The following is a 14,860-nucleotide window of genomic DNA, read 5'->3' on the forward strand; positions in this document are numbered from 1 at the left end:
TATAGTAGTTTTTATTAAAATAGACTAAGCCAATTATTATAATTTATAAATGAACAGGTTTTTCAGCAGTAAATACAAAATACAAACCTATTAATATAAATGGAATACTAAGCCATTGTCCTGTTGAAAATAATCCTAAAGCACTTTCAAAACCACCCTGACTTTCTTTTACATACTCCACAACAAAGCGCACAGACCATAAAAGCACAAGAAAAAGACCAAATAGATAACCTGATTTTTCTCTTGCTTCTGTTTTCCAATACAAGAAAAATAAGATGGCAAAAACAAAAATATAGCAAAAGGCTTCATACAATTGTGCCGGATGTTTAGCCGGAACCTGAAGAAGTAAATCAGCATATTTAGGGTCAGTGGTAATGGCGTGATAAGCTTCTTTTGGAGTGGCTAATTGAGTCGCATTAACAGCATCTTTTGGAGAAAAATAGTCTCTTACAAATTTTATTCCAAAAGATGAATCCGTTTCTTTTCCAACAATTTCTGAATTGAAAAAATTTCCTAATCTAACAAAAATAGCTCCGCTTGATACTGGAATAACGATTCTGTCTAAAATCCATAATAGAGGTTTCTCCAATATTTTTTTGCTGAAATAATACATTGCGATTATTATGGATATTGCAGCTCCATGGCTTGCTAATCCTTGGTAACCTGTAAATTCAAAATTTGGAGTAAAGCGGAAAGGCAAAAATATTTCTAATAAATGATTACGATAATATTCCCAATCATAAAACAAAACATGACCTAATCTAGCACCAATCAATGTGGCCAAAACGGTCCAAATAAATAAGGAATCTAATTTATCTATCGATTCATTTTCACGTTCGAATATGTTTTTCATAATGTACCAGCCCAATCCAAAAGCAATTACAAACATTAGGCTGTAAAAACGAATTACAAAAAAGCCTAAATCAATACCTTCCGATGGATTCCAAACTATGTTTAATGCGTGTGTCATTATTTTTTATATTTATTGTAAAAATACATTTTTTGTTTTGAGTTTCAATATTTTTTATGAATGGTTATATTTTTTGTGTTTTGACTCCCTCTCCTTTGGAGAGGGTTGGGGAGAGGAAGGTACAGGATCATATCCTGTCTTACCCCAAGGATGGCAACTCAATATTCTTTTTACTCCTAAAAAACCACCATAAAACAGACCATGTTTTTGTAAAGCTTCAATCATATAACTCGAGCAAGTAGGCTCAAATCTGCATGCGGATGGGGTAAAAGGGGAGATCGCAACTTGATAAAAGCGAACCATCAGTACAAAAGGAAATATGAGAATTTTTGATAACATAATTTTTAGACTAACAATCTACTATCTGATTATTGAACACTAAAAGTAGTTCCCTCTTTACCGTCTTTCAATTGAATTCCCAAAGCAATCAATTGATTTCTTATTTGGTCTGACATCGCAAAATCTTTATTGGCTCTAGCTTCATTACGCATGCCAATAAGCATATTTACGACACCTTCCAGTTTTTCGTTGTTGCTCTCAACTGATTTTTCATCTTTCAGACCCAGAACATCAAAAACAAAAGATCGCATCGAGTTGCTGAATAATTGCAAATCTTCAGATGTAAGTGTGGCTGAATTATCATTTAATAAATTGATAAATCGAATGCCTTCAAATAAATTGGCAATTAGAATAGGAGTGTTGAAATCATCGCACATTGATTCATAACAATTTTTTATCCATTCTGATACATAAAAGGAGGAAGTGGTATTTGGCTGAATGCTTTTAAGCATATTTACACCTTCGAGCAATCGATTTAATCCTTTTTCGCTTGCTAACATCGCTTCATTTGAAATATCTAGAACGCTACGATAATGGGCTTGTAAGAAACAAAAACGGACTACATTAGGTTGGAATTTCTTTTCAAAAAAAGAATTTTCTCCAGAAAGCAATTCCATTGGTAAAATATAATTTCCAGTAGATTTACTCATTCGCAAACCATTCATGGTAAGCATATTAGTGTGCATCCAAATATTCACGGGAGAAGTTCCATTACAAGCTTTCCCTTGCGCTACTTCGCACTCGTGATGTGGAAATTTTAAATCCATTCCGCCTCCGTGAATGTCAAATCGTTCTCCTAAATATTTGGTACTCATTGCGGTACATTCAAGATGCCAACCTGGGAAACCCTCGCCCCAAGGGGAGTTCCAACGCATAATATGTGCCGGTGAAGCATTTTTCCACAAAGCAAAATCTTGAGGATTTTTCTTTTCGTTTTGACCGTCTAAATCCCGGGTATTGGCAAATAATTCATCAATATTTCGATGACTTAATTCACCATAATTGAATCCCTTTTTGTTGTATTCAAAAACATCAAAATAAACAGAACCTTGGGTTTCGTATGCAAAACCATCGGCAATTAGTTTTTGAATAAGTTCTATTTGCTCAATAATATGACCGGTAGCAGTAGGCTCAATTGTAGGTGCCAAAAAATTAAATTTTTCTAAAACCTGATGAAAATCCACTGTATATTTTTGTACAACCTCCATTGGCTCTAATTTTTCCAGTCGAGATTGTTTTACAAAACGGTCGTTTTCCACATTTCCGTCATCAGTTAAATGTCCTGCATCTGTTATATTTCTAACATAACGTGTTTTGTAACCCAAATGTAAAAAATACCTAAAAATTACATCAAAAGACATAAAAGTTCTTACGTTTCCTAGATGAACATTGCTATAAACCGTTGGTCCACAAACATACATTCCGACATTTCCTTCGTGTATTGGCGTAAAAACTTCTTTTTCTCCCGAAAGAGTATTGTATATTTTTAAGATTTTGGATTTGTATAAAGGCATATAATTTATGATTTTCCCCACCCCAACCCTCCCCAAAGGGAAGGGAGTAGAGAGGTGAATGTGTTGTTGATAATGTTAAATTTTTATTTTCCAGTCTTCACTCCCTCTCCTTTGGAGAGGGTCGGGGAGAGGGTTAAAATTTCGTTTCCAATTTTATATAATCCAACAGTTCTCTGCGAGTTTGTTCGTTTTTAAATTTACCTCCAAATTCTGAGGTTACAGTGCTGCTTTCAATGTCTTTTATACCTCGCGAATTTACGCAAAGATGTTTTGCATCGATAATGCAGGCTACGTCTTCAGTGTTAAGCGCAATTTGAAGCTCTTGCACAATTTGCATTGTTAAACGCTCTTGAACCTGAGGCCTTTTAGAATAATATTCAACAATTCGATTTATTTTTGAAAGACCAACCACTCTTCCATTTGAAATGTAGGCTACGTGAGCTCTTCCTATAATAGGTAATAAATGGTGTTCACAAGTTGAATATACTGTGATGTTTTTTTCAACAAGCATTTCACCATATTTGTAATTATTTTCAAAAGTGGATGCATTTGGTTTTTTAAGAGGATTTAGCCCTCCAAAAATTTCTTTCACAAACATTTTTGCTACTCGATTGGGAGTTCCCTTTAAACTGTCGTCTGTCAAATCCATTCCAAGGGTAATCAGGATATTTTCGACATCTTTTTTTATTCTTTCAATTTTTTCATCATCAGAAATATCAAAAGCATCGTCTCTTACTGGGTTTTTTGCTGATGAACTAATATGATTGTTTCCTATTTCGTCCTGAAATTCTTCGTTGTTTATCATTAAAAATTGCAATTATTGTGTGTAATAAATAGGAGTCAAAGATAATTAATTAAAGCTAAAGAATTTCTAAAGCGTTTAATAATTAATCTGATAAATTCAAATCGATGTTTAGTGACTTTTCCGAATTTTCCTATTTCGAATTATAAACTGGAATTGCGGCTTTTAAGATTTGTACCGCGCGAATTAAATCTTCTTTTTTTAATACATAAGCAATACGAACCTGATTTAGACCAACACCTGGTGTGGAATAAAATCCAGCAGCCGGAGCCACCATAACAGTTTCTCCATTTGAATTGTAACTTTCAAGCAACCATTGGGCAAAATCATCGGTGTTGTCAACAGGTAATTGAGCGATACAATAAAACGCGGCTTTTGGAGTAGTTACTATAACACCTTCAATTTTATTTAATTCAGTAATCAAAGTATCTCTTCGTTCTTTGTATTCTGAGATTACTTCGTCAAAGTAGCTTTGAGGTGTGTCTATTGCGGCTTCGCAAGCAATTTGTTCAATTGTTGGAGGGCATAAACGAGCTTGTGCAAATTTCATTGCAGTAGCGATAACTTCTTTGTTTTTTGTTACCATACAGCCAATGCGTGCTCCACACATACTGTATCTTTTGGAAACGGAATCAATCATGATTACATTTTGTTCGATTCCTTTTAGGTTCATCACCGAAAAGTGCTTGTCCCTATCATCATATATAAATTCTCGGTACACTTCGTCCACAATAAGAAATAAATCGTGTTTTCGAACCAATTCCCCTAATTGATTTATTTCGGATTCCGAATATAAATATCCTGTTGGATTATTTGGATTACAGATTAAAATGGACTTGGTTTTTGGAGTAATTGCTTTCTCGAATTCTTCAATTGTAGGTAGTGTAAAACCACTTTCGATATTAGAAATTACCGGAACTACTTTAGCGCTTGATTCTTCAGAAAAAGCACTATAATTGGCATAAAAAGGTTCTGGAATAATGACTTCGTCTCCTGGATCCATAATGCTGCCAAGTGCAAATAAAAGAGCCTCAGAACCACCTGTGGTTATCATTATGTCTTCGAATCCTATTTTTACATTTTGATTGACATAAAATTGGGCTAATTTTTTTCGGTAACTTTCGTATCCTGCCGACGGGCCATACTCAATAATTTTTAAATCAATATTTTTTATCGCTTCGATGGCAATTTCCGGAGTTTTTATATCGGGTTGTCCTATGTTTAAATGATAAACTTTATGACCTTTCTTTTTTGCTATTTCCGCGTAAGGAGCCAATTTGCGAATTGGCGATTCAGGCATTCTTCGACCTCTAATTGAAATTTCAGGCATAGTTGTTAAAATTTGATGCAAATTTGCAATTTTTTTTCGAATTTAATGAAGACTATAATCATATTTGTCTTTAAAAGAGTAGTGTCATTCCAAATTTTTACTAACTTTATCCAAATCATTTTTTGATGAGACAAATAATCATTTTGTGTTTTTTATTTATTTATTCTTTGACTGCTGAGGGACAAGAAGGTTTTATTTTTGACAAAGGAATAGAAAAAACAACTATCCCTTTTAAATTTATCAATAATTTAATATTTATCCCCATAAAAGTTAATGGTGCGGAGTTGAACTTCTTGTTGGATTCCGGAGTCGAAGAAACTATTCTTTTTAGTATGGAAGACAAGAAAGAGGTTAGTTTTTCTAATGTCGAAAAAATAACTCTGCGAGGTTTGGGCGAAGAGGAATCTATCGAAGGATTAAAGTCTACCAATAATATCTTAGAAATTAAGGGTGCAAAATCTGTAAATAACCTGTTGTATATCGTCTTGGATCAAAGTTTTAACTTGTCATCTCATATAGGGATTCCTGTTAATGGTATTATTGGGTATAATTTTTTGAAAACTAATTTGGTGGAAATCAATTACGAAAAAAAGCGAATTTCGATTTACCGAGATAATACTAAAAACAGAAAACGAATAGAAAGAAAATTCCAAGCAGTCCCTATCACTATAGAAAAATCAAAACCTTATATTGACAGTAGCGTAGTTATAAATTCTGTCGAAATTCCTGTAAAATTATTAATTGATATAGGCAATAGTGACGCAATATGGCTTTTCGAAAATAATGATAAATCAATAAAAATACCAGCAAAAAATTTCGAAGATTATCTTGGAAAAGGTTTTAGTGGCGACGTTGAAGGAAGAAGAGCACAGATTGTCAAGTTTACAATTTCAAAATACCAATTTTATAATCCCATTATTGCTTTTCCGGATTTGACTTCTATAAAAAATGTGAGAATGGTTCGGGATCGTGCAGGTTCCGTAGGCTCTGAGATTTTAAAGCGATTTTCGGTAGTTTTTGATTATCCAAACCACAAAATGTTTTTAAAGAAAAATAATAATTTCAGCGCTCCATTTAGTTACAATAAAAGCGGTGTTGAATTAGAACATTATGGTCTGCAATGGGTTCAGGAAACGGTTCGTTTGGAAACGGTTCCTCTAATAAAATCAGACAATCTTGTAGTGCATCCAAATGATGCCGAAAATAATTTTAAATACAAATTTGTTTTAAAGCCAATTTATATTATCGCAAATGTTAGAAAGAATTCTCCAGCTGCAATAAGTGGACTGCAAAAAGGGGATATTCTGGTTAAAATTAATAATGAACCTGCTTATCAATTTACTTTGGAAAAAATCAACTCGATTTTAAAATCTGAAGAAGAAAAATGGATGACTTTTGAGATTGAAAGGGATAGCCAACTTATGAAGTTTAAATTTCAATTGCTAAATATTTTGTAAAAGAAACGCTTCTTGTTTGTCAAGAAGCTCTTTGTAATTTAGGATTAAGCAAAATTATTATTTTATAACTTCTAAATAATTTAATGGTACATCTAAAAATTCTTGATAACTGGCACTACTTGATGCTCCATCATTTAAATAGGAATGTTCTGCAATTCTAATGGTTGATTTTCCGCTTGTGTTTTCTTTTCCGGAAACGATATCTCCAATTTTGTAACATTTTTCAGAAAGTCCGACAACACCTCCAACAGTAACGGTCGCGCAATATGGTTTTATGAAAACATAAGTTTGATTCTTTATTGTTTGATCATTTGTGCAACTTGCAATAATTATCAAAATTAATAAAAGAAGTCCTTTAAGAAAATTTATTGTTTTCATATAATTTTTCACTTATGTTGAAGTAAAGGTGCTAAAAATTCATATTAATCAGCAATAACGTCACCTTTTATTTTTAGAGGAACTCTCCCTGCTTCATAATTCACAGCATTAGATTCGACAGTAATAGTTTTTCTGATTGGACCTGCTTGCATATTATATTTAATATCTATTTTTCCTGTTTTCCCAGGCATAATTGGCTCATTTGGTTTTGTGGGAACTGTACAACCACAAGTAGAAAGTACATTACTAATAATCAAAGGAGCATCTCCAGTGTTTGTAAATTCAAAAGAACGAACTCCATTGTCACCTTTCTTGGTAACAGTTCCATAATCTATTGTATTGTCTTTTGCCTTGAATTCGATCTTTGCGCCAGTTTGTGAAAAACCCAAACTCGAAATTAATACGACTGCTATTATTGTGGCTATATTTTTCATCTTTATTTTTTTTAACTTGTAAGTAAATGTAGTTTTTTTAATTAAAGGGACAAATTTTTATTTCTCTTTTTATACTGTACTTAATTATTTACTTTTGTCACCTATATGAATTACAAAAACCAGACCAAAGCCCAATTTTGGTTCTAACAGTTGCTTTTTATGACAATTCCTGCACAATTCGACGCTAAAACCATTGAAAATAAATGGTATGACTACTGGATGAAGAATAATTATTTTCATTCGGAACCCGACCATAGAACACCATATACCATCGTAATTCCTCCGCCAAATGTAACTGGGGTTCTTCATATGGGACATATGTTGAACAATACGATTCAAGATGTTTTGATAAGAAGAGCACGACTTAAAGGCTTTAACGCCTGTTGGGTTCCGGGAACGGATCACGCATCTATTGCAACGGAAGCTAAAGTGGTGGCTAAATTAAAAGCCGAAGGAATCAATAAAAACGATTTAACACGTGAAGAATTTTTGGCACACGCTTGGGAATGGACTGACAAATATGGGGGTGTAATTCTGGAACAACTCAAACAATTGGGTTGCTCTTGCGATTGGGACAGAACCAAGTTCACTATGGATCCTGATATGTCTGCATCTGTGATTCGATCTTTTGTTGACTTGTATAATAAAGGCTTAATTTATCGCGGCTATCGAATGGTAAACTGGGATCCGGAAGCCAAAACAACTTTGTCTGACGAAGAAGTAATTTACGAAGAACAACAAGGGAAATTATATTTCCTAAAATATAAAATCGTAGGAAGTGAAGACTTTTTGACAGTAGCTACAACGCGTCCCGAAACTATTTTTGGTGACACCGCTATTTGTATCAACCCAAATGACGAGCGTTTTGCCCATTTGAAAGACAAAAGTGCCATTGTTCCAATTTGCGGTCGAGTGATTCCAATAATCGAAGATGAATATGTTGATATCGAATTTGGAACGGGTTGCTTAAAAGTAACTCCGGCTCACGATATGAATGACAAAGCTTTGGGCGAAAAACACAATCTTGAAATAGTGGACATTTTCAACGAAGATGCTACGCTAAATAGTTTTGGTTTGCAGTATCAAGGGAAAGACCGTTTTGTTGTTCGGACTGAAATTGCTCAGGAATTAGAAACGATAGGCGCTTTGGCAAAAACAGAAGCTTACCTAAATAAAGTAGGAACTTCCGAAAGGACCAAAGCCGTAATCGAACCTCGTTTATCAGACCAATGGTTCCTGAAAATGGAAGATTTGGTAAAACCGGCAATCCGATCGGTTTTGGTTGATGGCGATATCAAATTGCATCCGGCCCGTTTTAATAATACGTATGCCCATTGGTTGAATAACATTCGCGATTGGAATATTTCCCGTCAATTGTGGTGGGGGCAACAAATTCCGGCCTATTTTTACGGTGACGGAAAGGAAGATTTCGTTGTTGCTGAAAACATTGAAGATGCTTTGGCTTTGGCCAAAGAAAAAACTTCTAACTTCTCACTTCTAACCTCTGACCTGAAACAAGACGCCGATGCCCTTGATACTTGGTTTTCTTCCTGGCTTTGGCCAATGTCCGTTTTTGGCGGAATTATGGATCCTGAGAACAAAGATTTTAAATACTATTATCCAACGAATGATTTGGTGACCGGTCCGGATATTTTGTTTTTCTGGGTGGCGAGAATGATTATTGCGGGATATGAATATACTGGCAAAAAACCATTTTCTAATGTGTATTTAACGGGTTTGGTTCGTGATAAACAAAGGCGTAAAATGTCAAAATCATTGGGAAATTCACCAGAACCACTGGAGTTAATCAAAAAATTTGGTGCCGATGGAGTTCGTGTGGGATTGCTTTTGAGCGCTTCGGCAGGAAACGACATTATGTTCGACGAAGAATTGTGCAACCAAGGAAAAGCGTTTACCAATAAAATTTGGAATGCCTTCAAATTGATAAAAGGTTGGGAAGTTTCGGATTCGATTCCACAACCGGAATCGTCGAAAGTGGCGATAGAATGGTACGAAGCGAAATTGCAACAAACGCTTCTGGAAATTGAAGACAATTTCGATAAATACAGAATTTCCGATGCTTTAATGGGAATTTACAAACTGGTTTGGGACGATTTCTGTTCTTGGTTTCTCGAAATGATTAAACCGGCTTACCAACAACCAATTGACAGCCTAACTTTGGCGAAAGCCATAGAAATGCTTGAAAACAACCTGAAATTATTGCATCCGTTTATGCCGTTTTTGACAGAGGAAATTTGGCAAATCCTTGCCGAAAGAACTCCAGAAGAAGCATTAATTGTTTCAACTTGGCCGGAAATAAAACCATTTAATGCGCAATTAATTTCCGATTTCGAAAACACAATCGAAGTGATTTCCGGGATTAGAACGATTCGTAAAGACAAGAATATTCCGTTTAAGGACACCATCGAATTGCGAATTCTAAACAATGATAAAGTTTCAACTTATTTTGATGCGGTTGTAACCAAATTGGGGAACATCACTTCGCTAGAATATGTTTCGGATAAAGTAGATGGTGCGTTGTCGTTCCGTGTTAAATCGAATGAATATTTCATTCCAATCACAGGAAGCATAAATGTCGAGGAAGAAATTGCAAAACTAACTGCCGAGTTGGTTTACACCCAAGGTTTCTTGAAATCTGTTCAAAGTAAGCTAGCCAACGAGAAATTTGTGGCTGGTGCGCCAGAAAAAGTTTTGGCAAACGAAAGACAAAAAGAAGCTGATGCTTTGTCAAAAATCGCTACAATCGAACAAAGTTTGGCAGGATTGAAATAATTGTTTTATCAATCAAAAATGGCTGTAAAAAATATAATTTTTGACAGCCATTTTTTATACTTTTATTTAGGAGCATTCACAATATACTGATAGATCAACTGTTTTTCTGCATCTGTAATTTTCGCTCTGTCCTGCATTTCGGTTAAATTTAAACTCCATGCTTTTTCATTGTATTGGTTAGGCAAAAACAATTGGTGACAGCTGGAACATTTTTTCACATAGATTTCTCTTCCAGTTTTTAAATCATCAACAGAAACAGTTGAAGACTCTGATTTAGGAACATAAAGTTTTGAGGAACAGGAAATTATTAATAAAATAGAGATAAAAAGGATTAATTTTTTCATTTTATAAAGGATTAAAAGGAATAGGAGAATAGAAGTCTTACATCCATTTTTGTGAATTCATCTACATTTAGTCCAGACTTTCCTTCAGGATTATTAAGTCCGGCTATTTGTGGGGAAAAAGACAAATTTATCCAAAATTTATCCATAAAATAAGCAACAGTTGGCCCTGCAAATAAAGCGGAATGTGTAAAATTATCGTCTTTTAGATATACATTTCTGTTAATAATTTCACCACCTAAATTCCAGTGTTTATTTATATTATAAGACAAGCCATAATTAATGTCATATTTCAATGCAGTTGCGGTGGTAACTTTTCCATTTGCAGTGGTGGTTTCCCATTCAGGCTCGAAGGTGAAGTTCAAAGCATGTATTGTTCTTCCAATTCTTTTGTCCAAAATTGCTTTTAATTCTATTTCTAATTCGTCTGTGGCTACAGTTAATTCGGCGTAACCGGCAAATCCAATTCTATCTGCAACTGAATCAAAGAATTTGTATTTCCATTCATTCGAAAAGGATATTTCTGTAGAACTCATAACAATTTCGCCGGAACTAGTCTCAAATCCCGCTTTTTGTTTGGAGTTTATATAAAAGGCGGTTTGCAAGTTAGAACCCAAACCTACTTCGTATTCAACTCGGTTTTGTATTTCTCGGTAATAATCGGTTTTACCTGATAAAACTGTAGTCCAAACTTCTAATTCTTTTTCTCCTTTATTGAGAACGGAGCTTTGATAAGTGTAATTGAAAACTCTGTCTTGAGCTAAAAGACTCATTGAACTTAGGAGTAAAAAACTGGCAATTAAAATAATTTTTTTCATTTTGTAAATTTATAATTTGTTTTTAATATAGTTTGTTATTTAGATTGATTAAAAATAATTAATGCAAATATAAAGACCATTTTTGAATCTGCAAAGCTTATTTAGACTAAATATAAATAAGAATCTACAGAATTATTAATTTAATTGAAATTTAAAATAGGATACAAAACTATATCTTACTTTTTTAGAAATAAATTGCTATTGTCATCAAAAAAAATCCTTTTTACTTCACTTTCTTCAGTGAATATTTGTCAGAACTTGGTTTTCCTTGTTGAATTCCTGAAATTTGGATAACAATACCGTCATTGGTAATCTTTGAATAACTAATTTTTTGAGGATAATCATTTTTTAGATTTTCGAAAACCAATTGCTTTTCAATTTCGGGTTTATGGACAAAAGTTACGGGTTCATCATTATTTTGTCCTCGAATGGTGGAAACGTAGAAAAGAGTTTCACCTTTTTGTTTCAATTGAATTTCTTCAAAATGAAGCGTGTCTTTTCCTTTTATAAAATAACTTGCACCGTCATAAAGACTGTCGTTTGTTTTTTTCCAAATTTCCAATAGATCTCCATCAACTGATTTATTTTCCCATTTTCCCGGAAGCCAATCGGCAACTACAATTTTAGATGATTCCTTCGATTTGTTACAAGAGTTTTGGGTTAAAACCAGAATAAGTAGTGCAGCTATTTTTTTCATGAATGTATAAATTGAAAATGTTCTTTTTAAATCATTGCGAAATTATGAAAAAGATCGCAATTAGCCCAGATAGAAGTGGAAATCCCACGCTGTCATTGCGAGGCATGAAGCAATCTAGCGTGAATTGTAACGAATAGCTGGAAATAGCTCCTAAAAAAACGCAAAATATTATTGAAAACTATCTTTCAAAATAGTATAAACAAATTCTTTAGTAGGTTTTTGACCTTTTAGTTTTGCTCTGACCATTTCAAAAGGTACTTTAAAATCACAGCCTGTTTTATAGTCGCTGCAACCATAAGCGGTGTTTCCCTTGATAACGATTCCTTTTTTGCATTTCGGGCAGGTTAAAGTTTCCGATATTGCTTTTTTTTCTGTTGTTAGGCTAGGAGAAGCCGTTTTCTTAGGTTCTAATTTTAGCTCAAAATTTTCATCAAAGCGAAGCAAACCTTCCACCGTGCCAGATTCGGTTTTGAAATCTTTCAAGTTTACGGTAGATCCTTTTTGGAGTAATCGCAAATATTGATTTTCGGATATTTTTTTCTCGGCAAAAGTGTAGGGCAATACAAAACGGCAACCGGCTTTGTAATCGCCGCAGCCATAAGCCGATTTTCCCTTGATGAGCGTCGATTTTTTACATTTCGGACAGACTTCTGCCAAAATTCCTTCTGCTTTCTTTTTCTCGATAACGGTTTCTTGTTTTTGAACACTTCCAGCGTGCGAAATATTGGCGCCTCTGGTTTCTCTTCGTACTTCATATACCAAGGTTTCGACCATAAGTTTCATATTCTTAATAAATGCCGCAGCGGTAAAAGTCCCTTTTTCAATATCTTTCAACTGCTTTTCCCAAGAACCCGTCAATTCTGCCGACTTGACCAAATCATTTTGAATGGTATCGATCAGCTGAATTCCTGTTGGTGTAGGCAAAACCTGTTTTTTGTTTCGAACGATGTATTGGCGCCTGAAAAGTGTTTCGATGATATTGGCTCGCGTGGAGGGACGCCCGATGCCGTTTTCCTTCATCAATTCGCGTAAATCTTCGTCGTCCACCTGTTTACCCGCGGTTTCCATGGCGCGCAACAAGGTCGCTTCCGTAAACTGGTTGGGCGGCTTGGTTTCCTTTTCCAAAAAGGAAGGTTCGTGTGGTCCTTTTTCGCCCACGACAAAACTGGGCAATAGATCGGCTTCTTTTTCTTTAACGTTCGGGTCTTCAAAAACGACACGAAAGCCTTTTTTCAAGATTTCTTTTCCGGTGGTTTTGAATAGTACTTCGGAAGCTTTTCCCATTACTGTCGTATTGGCAACCAAGCAATCGTCATAAAAAACCGCAATAAAACGGCGTGTAATAATATCGTAAACTTGCTGCTGATTGTATTGCAAATTGCTTTGAATCCCCGTTGGAATTATTGCATGGTGATCGGTTACTTTTTTATCGTTGAAAACCTTGGGTGATTTCTTGATCTTTTTTTCCAAAAGCGGTTGCGTCAAGGCAGTGTAATTGGTCAATTTTTGCAGAATTCCAGCCACTTTCGGATAAACGTCATTCGGTAAAAACGTAGTATCGACTCTAGGGTAGGTGACCAATTTTTGTTCGTACAACGTTTGGACAATTTTAAGGGTTTCGTCTGCCGTAAAACCAAATTTGGTATTACAATAGACCTGTAGACCGGTTAAATCAAAGAGTTTTGGTGCAAATTCATTGCCGTTCTTCTTTTCTACGGAGACAATTTCGAACTCACTTTCCTTGACTTTATTGGCGAGAAGTTCGCCGTCTTCCTTTTTCAAAAAGCGTCCTTCCTCATAGCTGAAAAGCGTTTCTCTGTATAAAGTTTGCAACTCCCAATACGGTTGAGGCTTGAAATTTTCGATTTCCTTGAAGCGATCCACAACCATTGCCAAGGTTGGGGTTTGCACCCGCCCAATAGACAAAACTTGTTTGTATCCGCCGTGTTTTACGGTATACAATCGCGTGGCATTCATGCCCAGCAACCAGTCGCCAATTGCTCTCGAAAATCCGGCATAGTATAAATTATCGTAATTGGCGGATGGTTTCAAGTTCTGGAAACCCTCCTTGATGGCTTCGGTGGTTAGGGACGAAATCCACAGGCGTTGCACCTCGCCCTTGTAATGGGCTTCGTTCATGACCCAGCGCTGGATGAGTTCTCCTTCCTGTCCCGCATCCCCGCAGTTTATGACTAATGTCGCTTTGTCGAACAGGCTTTTTATGATTTTGAATTGCTTCTGAATACCTGAATTTTCGACCACCTTGGTTTCGAATTTCTCGGGAAGCATGGGCAAATTGTTCAAATCCCAACTTTTCCAGTGGGGTTTGTAATCGTTAGGTTCTTTCAAAGTGCATAAATGGCCAAAAGTGTAAGTCACGACATAGCCGTTGCCTTCATAAAAGCCATCACGTTTGGTATTCGCTCCAAGAACAGATGCGATTTCACGGGCGACACTTGGTTTTTCGGCAATACAGACCTTCATTTTTTGATGCTAAATTTAAAGCTGCAAAGTAGGAATTTAGAAATTGGTATTAAAAGGAAAACATCAGGAGTTATGAACCAGAGGCTAATTCGAAGTTTTTTTAGGAGCAGAATTATTGGTATTTTCAAGAACCAATCCTCCTGCTGTCCGCTGTATCTCGTAATCCCGCTGCAGCGGGATTACGAGGATGCCGCTTCCATCAGGGCTAAAAATTTCGTTTTGTTTTCATAATAACCAAAGAGAGAAATACAGTAGATTACTTCGTTGATTCTTAGCTCTCGATGCTGTGCGAAGTCTCCCGACTTCGTACCCTTTCCAATAGGTCTCGATGCTGTGCGAAGTCTCCCGACTTCGTACCCATACCAATAGGCAATAAACATTAATCAAACCCGTTGGGTGTAATTATTTGAAGTAAAAAATATTAATTAGATATTGCTCAAGACACTGAAATTCAGTATCTTGAAGTCGCAAAACAAACAATATCCATGTCAAATATAATAAAA

The 14,860-nt window shown here is 35.3% G+C and carries 13 protein-coding genes; 2 read left to right on the plus strand and 11 right to left on the minus strand.

Annotated elements, in window-relative coordinates; all coding sequences use genetic code 11:
* Nucleotides 1–43 precede the first annotated feature (43 nt).
* From lgt to IR213_RS07370, 5 genes are all read right to left on the minus strand, one after another.
* A complete protein-coding gene (gene lgt, locus IR213_RS07350) occupies nucleotides 44–970 on the minus strand; it encodes a prolipoprotein diacylglyceryl transferase (RefSeq protein WP_194311659.1) in 927 nt (308 codons plus the stop codon).
* Between the two features lie 54 nt (nucleotides 971–1,024).
* Nucleotides 1,025–1,309: a membrane protein insertion efficiency factor YidD gene (gene yidD, locus IR213_RS07355; RefSeq protein WP_194311660.1), complete on the minus strand. Its 285-nt coding sequence runs from the start codon at nucleotides 1,307–1,309 to the stop codon at nucleotides 1,025–1,027.
* 29 nt (nucleotides 1,310–1,338) lie between these two features.
* The gene (gene cysS, locus IR213_RS07360; protein ID WP_194311661.1) at nucleotides 1,339–2,823 is read right to left on the minus strand and encodes a cysteine--tRNA ligase; all 1,485 of its coding nucleotides are present in this window, start codon (nucleotides 2,821–2,823) and stop codon (nucleotides 1,339–1,341) included.
* Between the two features lie 133 nt (nucleotides 2,824–2,956).
* Entirely contained in the window at nucleotides 2,957–3,628 is a 672-nt protein-coding gene (gene folE, locus IR213_RS07365; protein WP_194311662.1) for a GTP cyclohydrolase I FolE, read from the minus strand.
* A 130-nt stretch (nucleotides 3,629–3,758) separates the two neighbouring features.
* On the minus strand, nucleotides 3,759–4,955 hold the full coding sequence (locus tag IR213_RS07370) for a pyridoxal phosphate-dependent aminotransferase (protein WP_194311663.1): 1,197 nt from the start codon (nucleotides 4,953–4,955) through the stop codon (nucleotides 3,759–3,761).
* Nucleotides 4,956–5,080: 125 nt separating this feature from the next.
* Between IR213_RS07370 and IR213_RS07375 the strand changes: the two genes are divergently transcribed.
* Complete coding sequence (locus IR213_RS07375; protein WP_194311664.1) at nucleotides 5,081–6,412, plus strand: aspartyl protease family protein; 1,332 nt, start codon at nucleotides 5,081–5,083, stop codon at nucleotides 6,410–6,412.
* 57 nt (nucleotides 6,413–6,469) lie between these two features.
* Here the strand turns inward: IR213_RS07375 and IR213_RS07380 are convergent, their stop codons facing one another.
* On the minus strand, nucleotides 6,470–6,790 hold the full coding sequence (locus IR213_RS07380) for a hypothetical protein (protein WP_194311665.1): 321 nt from the start codon (nucleotides 6,788–6,790) through the stop codon (nucleotides 6,470–6,472).
* A gap of 44 nt (nucleotides 6,791–6,834) precedes the next feature.
* Nucleotides 6,835–7,224, minus strand: a complete 390-nt coding sequence (locus IR213_RS07385) for a DUF1573 domain-containing protein (RefSeq protein WP_194311666.1) — start codon at nucleotides 7,222–7,224, stop codon at nucleotides 6,835–6,837.
* Nucleotides 7,225–7,383: 159 nt separating this feature from the next.
* Here IR213_RS07385 and IR213_RS07390 point away from each other — a divergent pair, with 159 nt between their 5' ends.
* Nucleotides 7,384–10,017 carry a valine--tRNA ligase gene (locus IR213_RS07390; protein ID WP_194311667.1) on the plus strand — a complete coding sequence of 878 codons (2,634 nt, stop codon included), beginning with the start codon at nucleotides 7,384–7,386 and terminating at the stop codon, nucleotides 10,015–10,017.
* A 62-nt stretch (nucleotides 10,018–10,079) separates the two neighbouring features.
* Here the strand turns inward: IR213_RS07390 and IR213_RS07395 are convergent, their stop codons facing one another.
* The 4 genes from IR213_RS07395 to IR213_RS07410 all read right to left on the minus strand — a co-directional run bounded on the left by IR213_RS07395 (nucleotide 10,080) and on the right by IR213_RS07410 (nucleotide 14,357).
* Complete coding sequence (locus tag IR213_RS07395) at nucleotides 10,080–10,361, minus strand: c-type cytochrome (protein WP_194311668.1); 282 nt, start codon at nucleotides 10,359–10,361, stop codon at nucleotides 10,080–10,082.
* A gap of 11 nt (nucleotides 10,362–10,372) precedes the next feature.
* On the minus strand, nucleotides 10,373–11,176 hold the full coding sequence (locus IR213_RS07400) for a hypothetical protein (protein ID WP_194311669.1): 804 nt from the start codon (nucleotides 11,174–11,176) through the stop codon (nucleotides 10,373–10,375).
* A 223-nt stretch (nucleotides 11,177–11,399) separates the two neighbouring features.
* A complete protein-coding gene (locus IR213_RS07405; RefSeq protein ID WP_194311670.1) occupies nucleotides 11,400–11,873 on the minus strand; it encodes a DUF6265 family protein in 474 nt (157 codons plus the stop codon).
* Between the two features lie 168 nt (nucleotides 11,874–12,041).
* Nucleotides 12,042–14,357 carry a type IA DNA topoisomerase gene (locus IR213_RS07410; RefSeq protein ID WP_194311671.1) on the minus strand — a complete coding sequence of 772 codons (2,316 nt, stop codon included), beginning with the start codon at nucleotides 14,355–14,357 and terminating at the stop codon, nucleotides 12,042–12,044.
* Nucleotides 14,358–14,860 lie beyond the last annotated feature (503 nt).

The sequence above is a fragment of the Flavobacterium soyangense genome (genome assembly GCF_015277675.1).
Lineage (GTDB): Bacteria > Bacteroidota > Bacteroidia > Flavobacteriales > Flavobacteriaceae > Flavobacterium > Flavobacterium soyangense.

Excerpts from the sequence above, each read along its gene's own strand:
- yidD (WP_194311660.1), bottom strand. The coding sequence starts at position 1,309 with ATGTTATCAAAAATTCTCATATTTCCTTTTGTACTGATGGTTCGCTTT.
- lgt (WP_194311659.1), bottom strand. The coding sequence starts at position 970 with ATGACACACGCATTAAACATAGTTTGGAATCCATCGGAAGGTATTGAT.
- cysS (WP_194311661.1), bottom strand. The coding sequence starts at position 2,823 with ATGCCTTTATACAAATCCAAAATCTTAAAAATATACAATACTCTTTCG.
- IR213_RS07400 (WP_194311669.1), bottom strand. The coding sequence starts at position 11,176 with ATGAAAAAAATTATTTTAATTGCCAGTTTTTTACTCCTAAGTTCAATG.
- IR213_RS07395 (WP_194311668.1), bottom strand. The coding sequence starts at position 10,361 with ATGAAAAAATTAATCCTTTTTATCTCTATTTTATTAATAATTTCCTGT.
- IR213_RS07410 (WP_194311671.1), bottom strand. The coding sequence starts at position 14,357 with ATGAAGGTCTGTATTGCCGAAAAACCAAGTGTCGCCCGTGAAATCGCA.
- IR213_RS07390 (WP_194311667.1), top strand. The coding sequence starts at position 7,384 with ATGACAATTCCTGCACAATTCGACGCTAAAACCATTGAAAATAAATGG.
- IR213_RS07370 (WP_194311663.1), bottom strand. The coding sequence starts at position 4,955 with ATGCCTGAAATTTCAATTAGAGGTCGAAGAATGCCTGAATCGCCAATT.
- IR213_RS07385 (WP_194311666.1), bottom strand. The coding sequence starts at position 7,224 with ATGAAAAATATAGCCACAATAATAGCAGTCGTATTAATTTCGAGTTTG.
- IR213_RS07380 (WP_194311665.1), bottom strand. The coding sequence starts at position 6,790 with ATGAAAACAATAAATTTTCTTAAAGGACTTCTTTTATTAATTTTGATA.
- folE (WP_194311662.1), bottom strand. The coding sequence starts at position 3,628 with ATGATAAACAACGAAGAATTTCAGGACGAAATAGGAAACAATCATATT.
- IR213_RS07405 (WP_194311670.1), bottom strand. The coding sequence starts at position 11,873 with ATGAAAAAAATAGCTGCACTACTTATTCTGGTTTTAACCCAAAACTCT.
- IR213_RS07375 (WP_194311664.1), top strand. The coding sequence starts at position 5,081 with ATGAGACAAATAATCATTTTGTGTTTTTTATTTATTTATTCTTTGACT.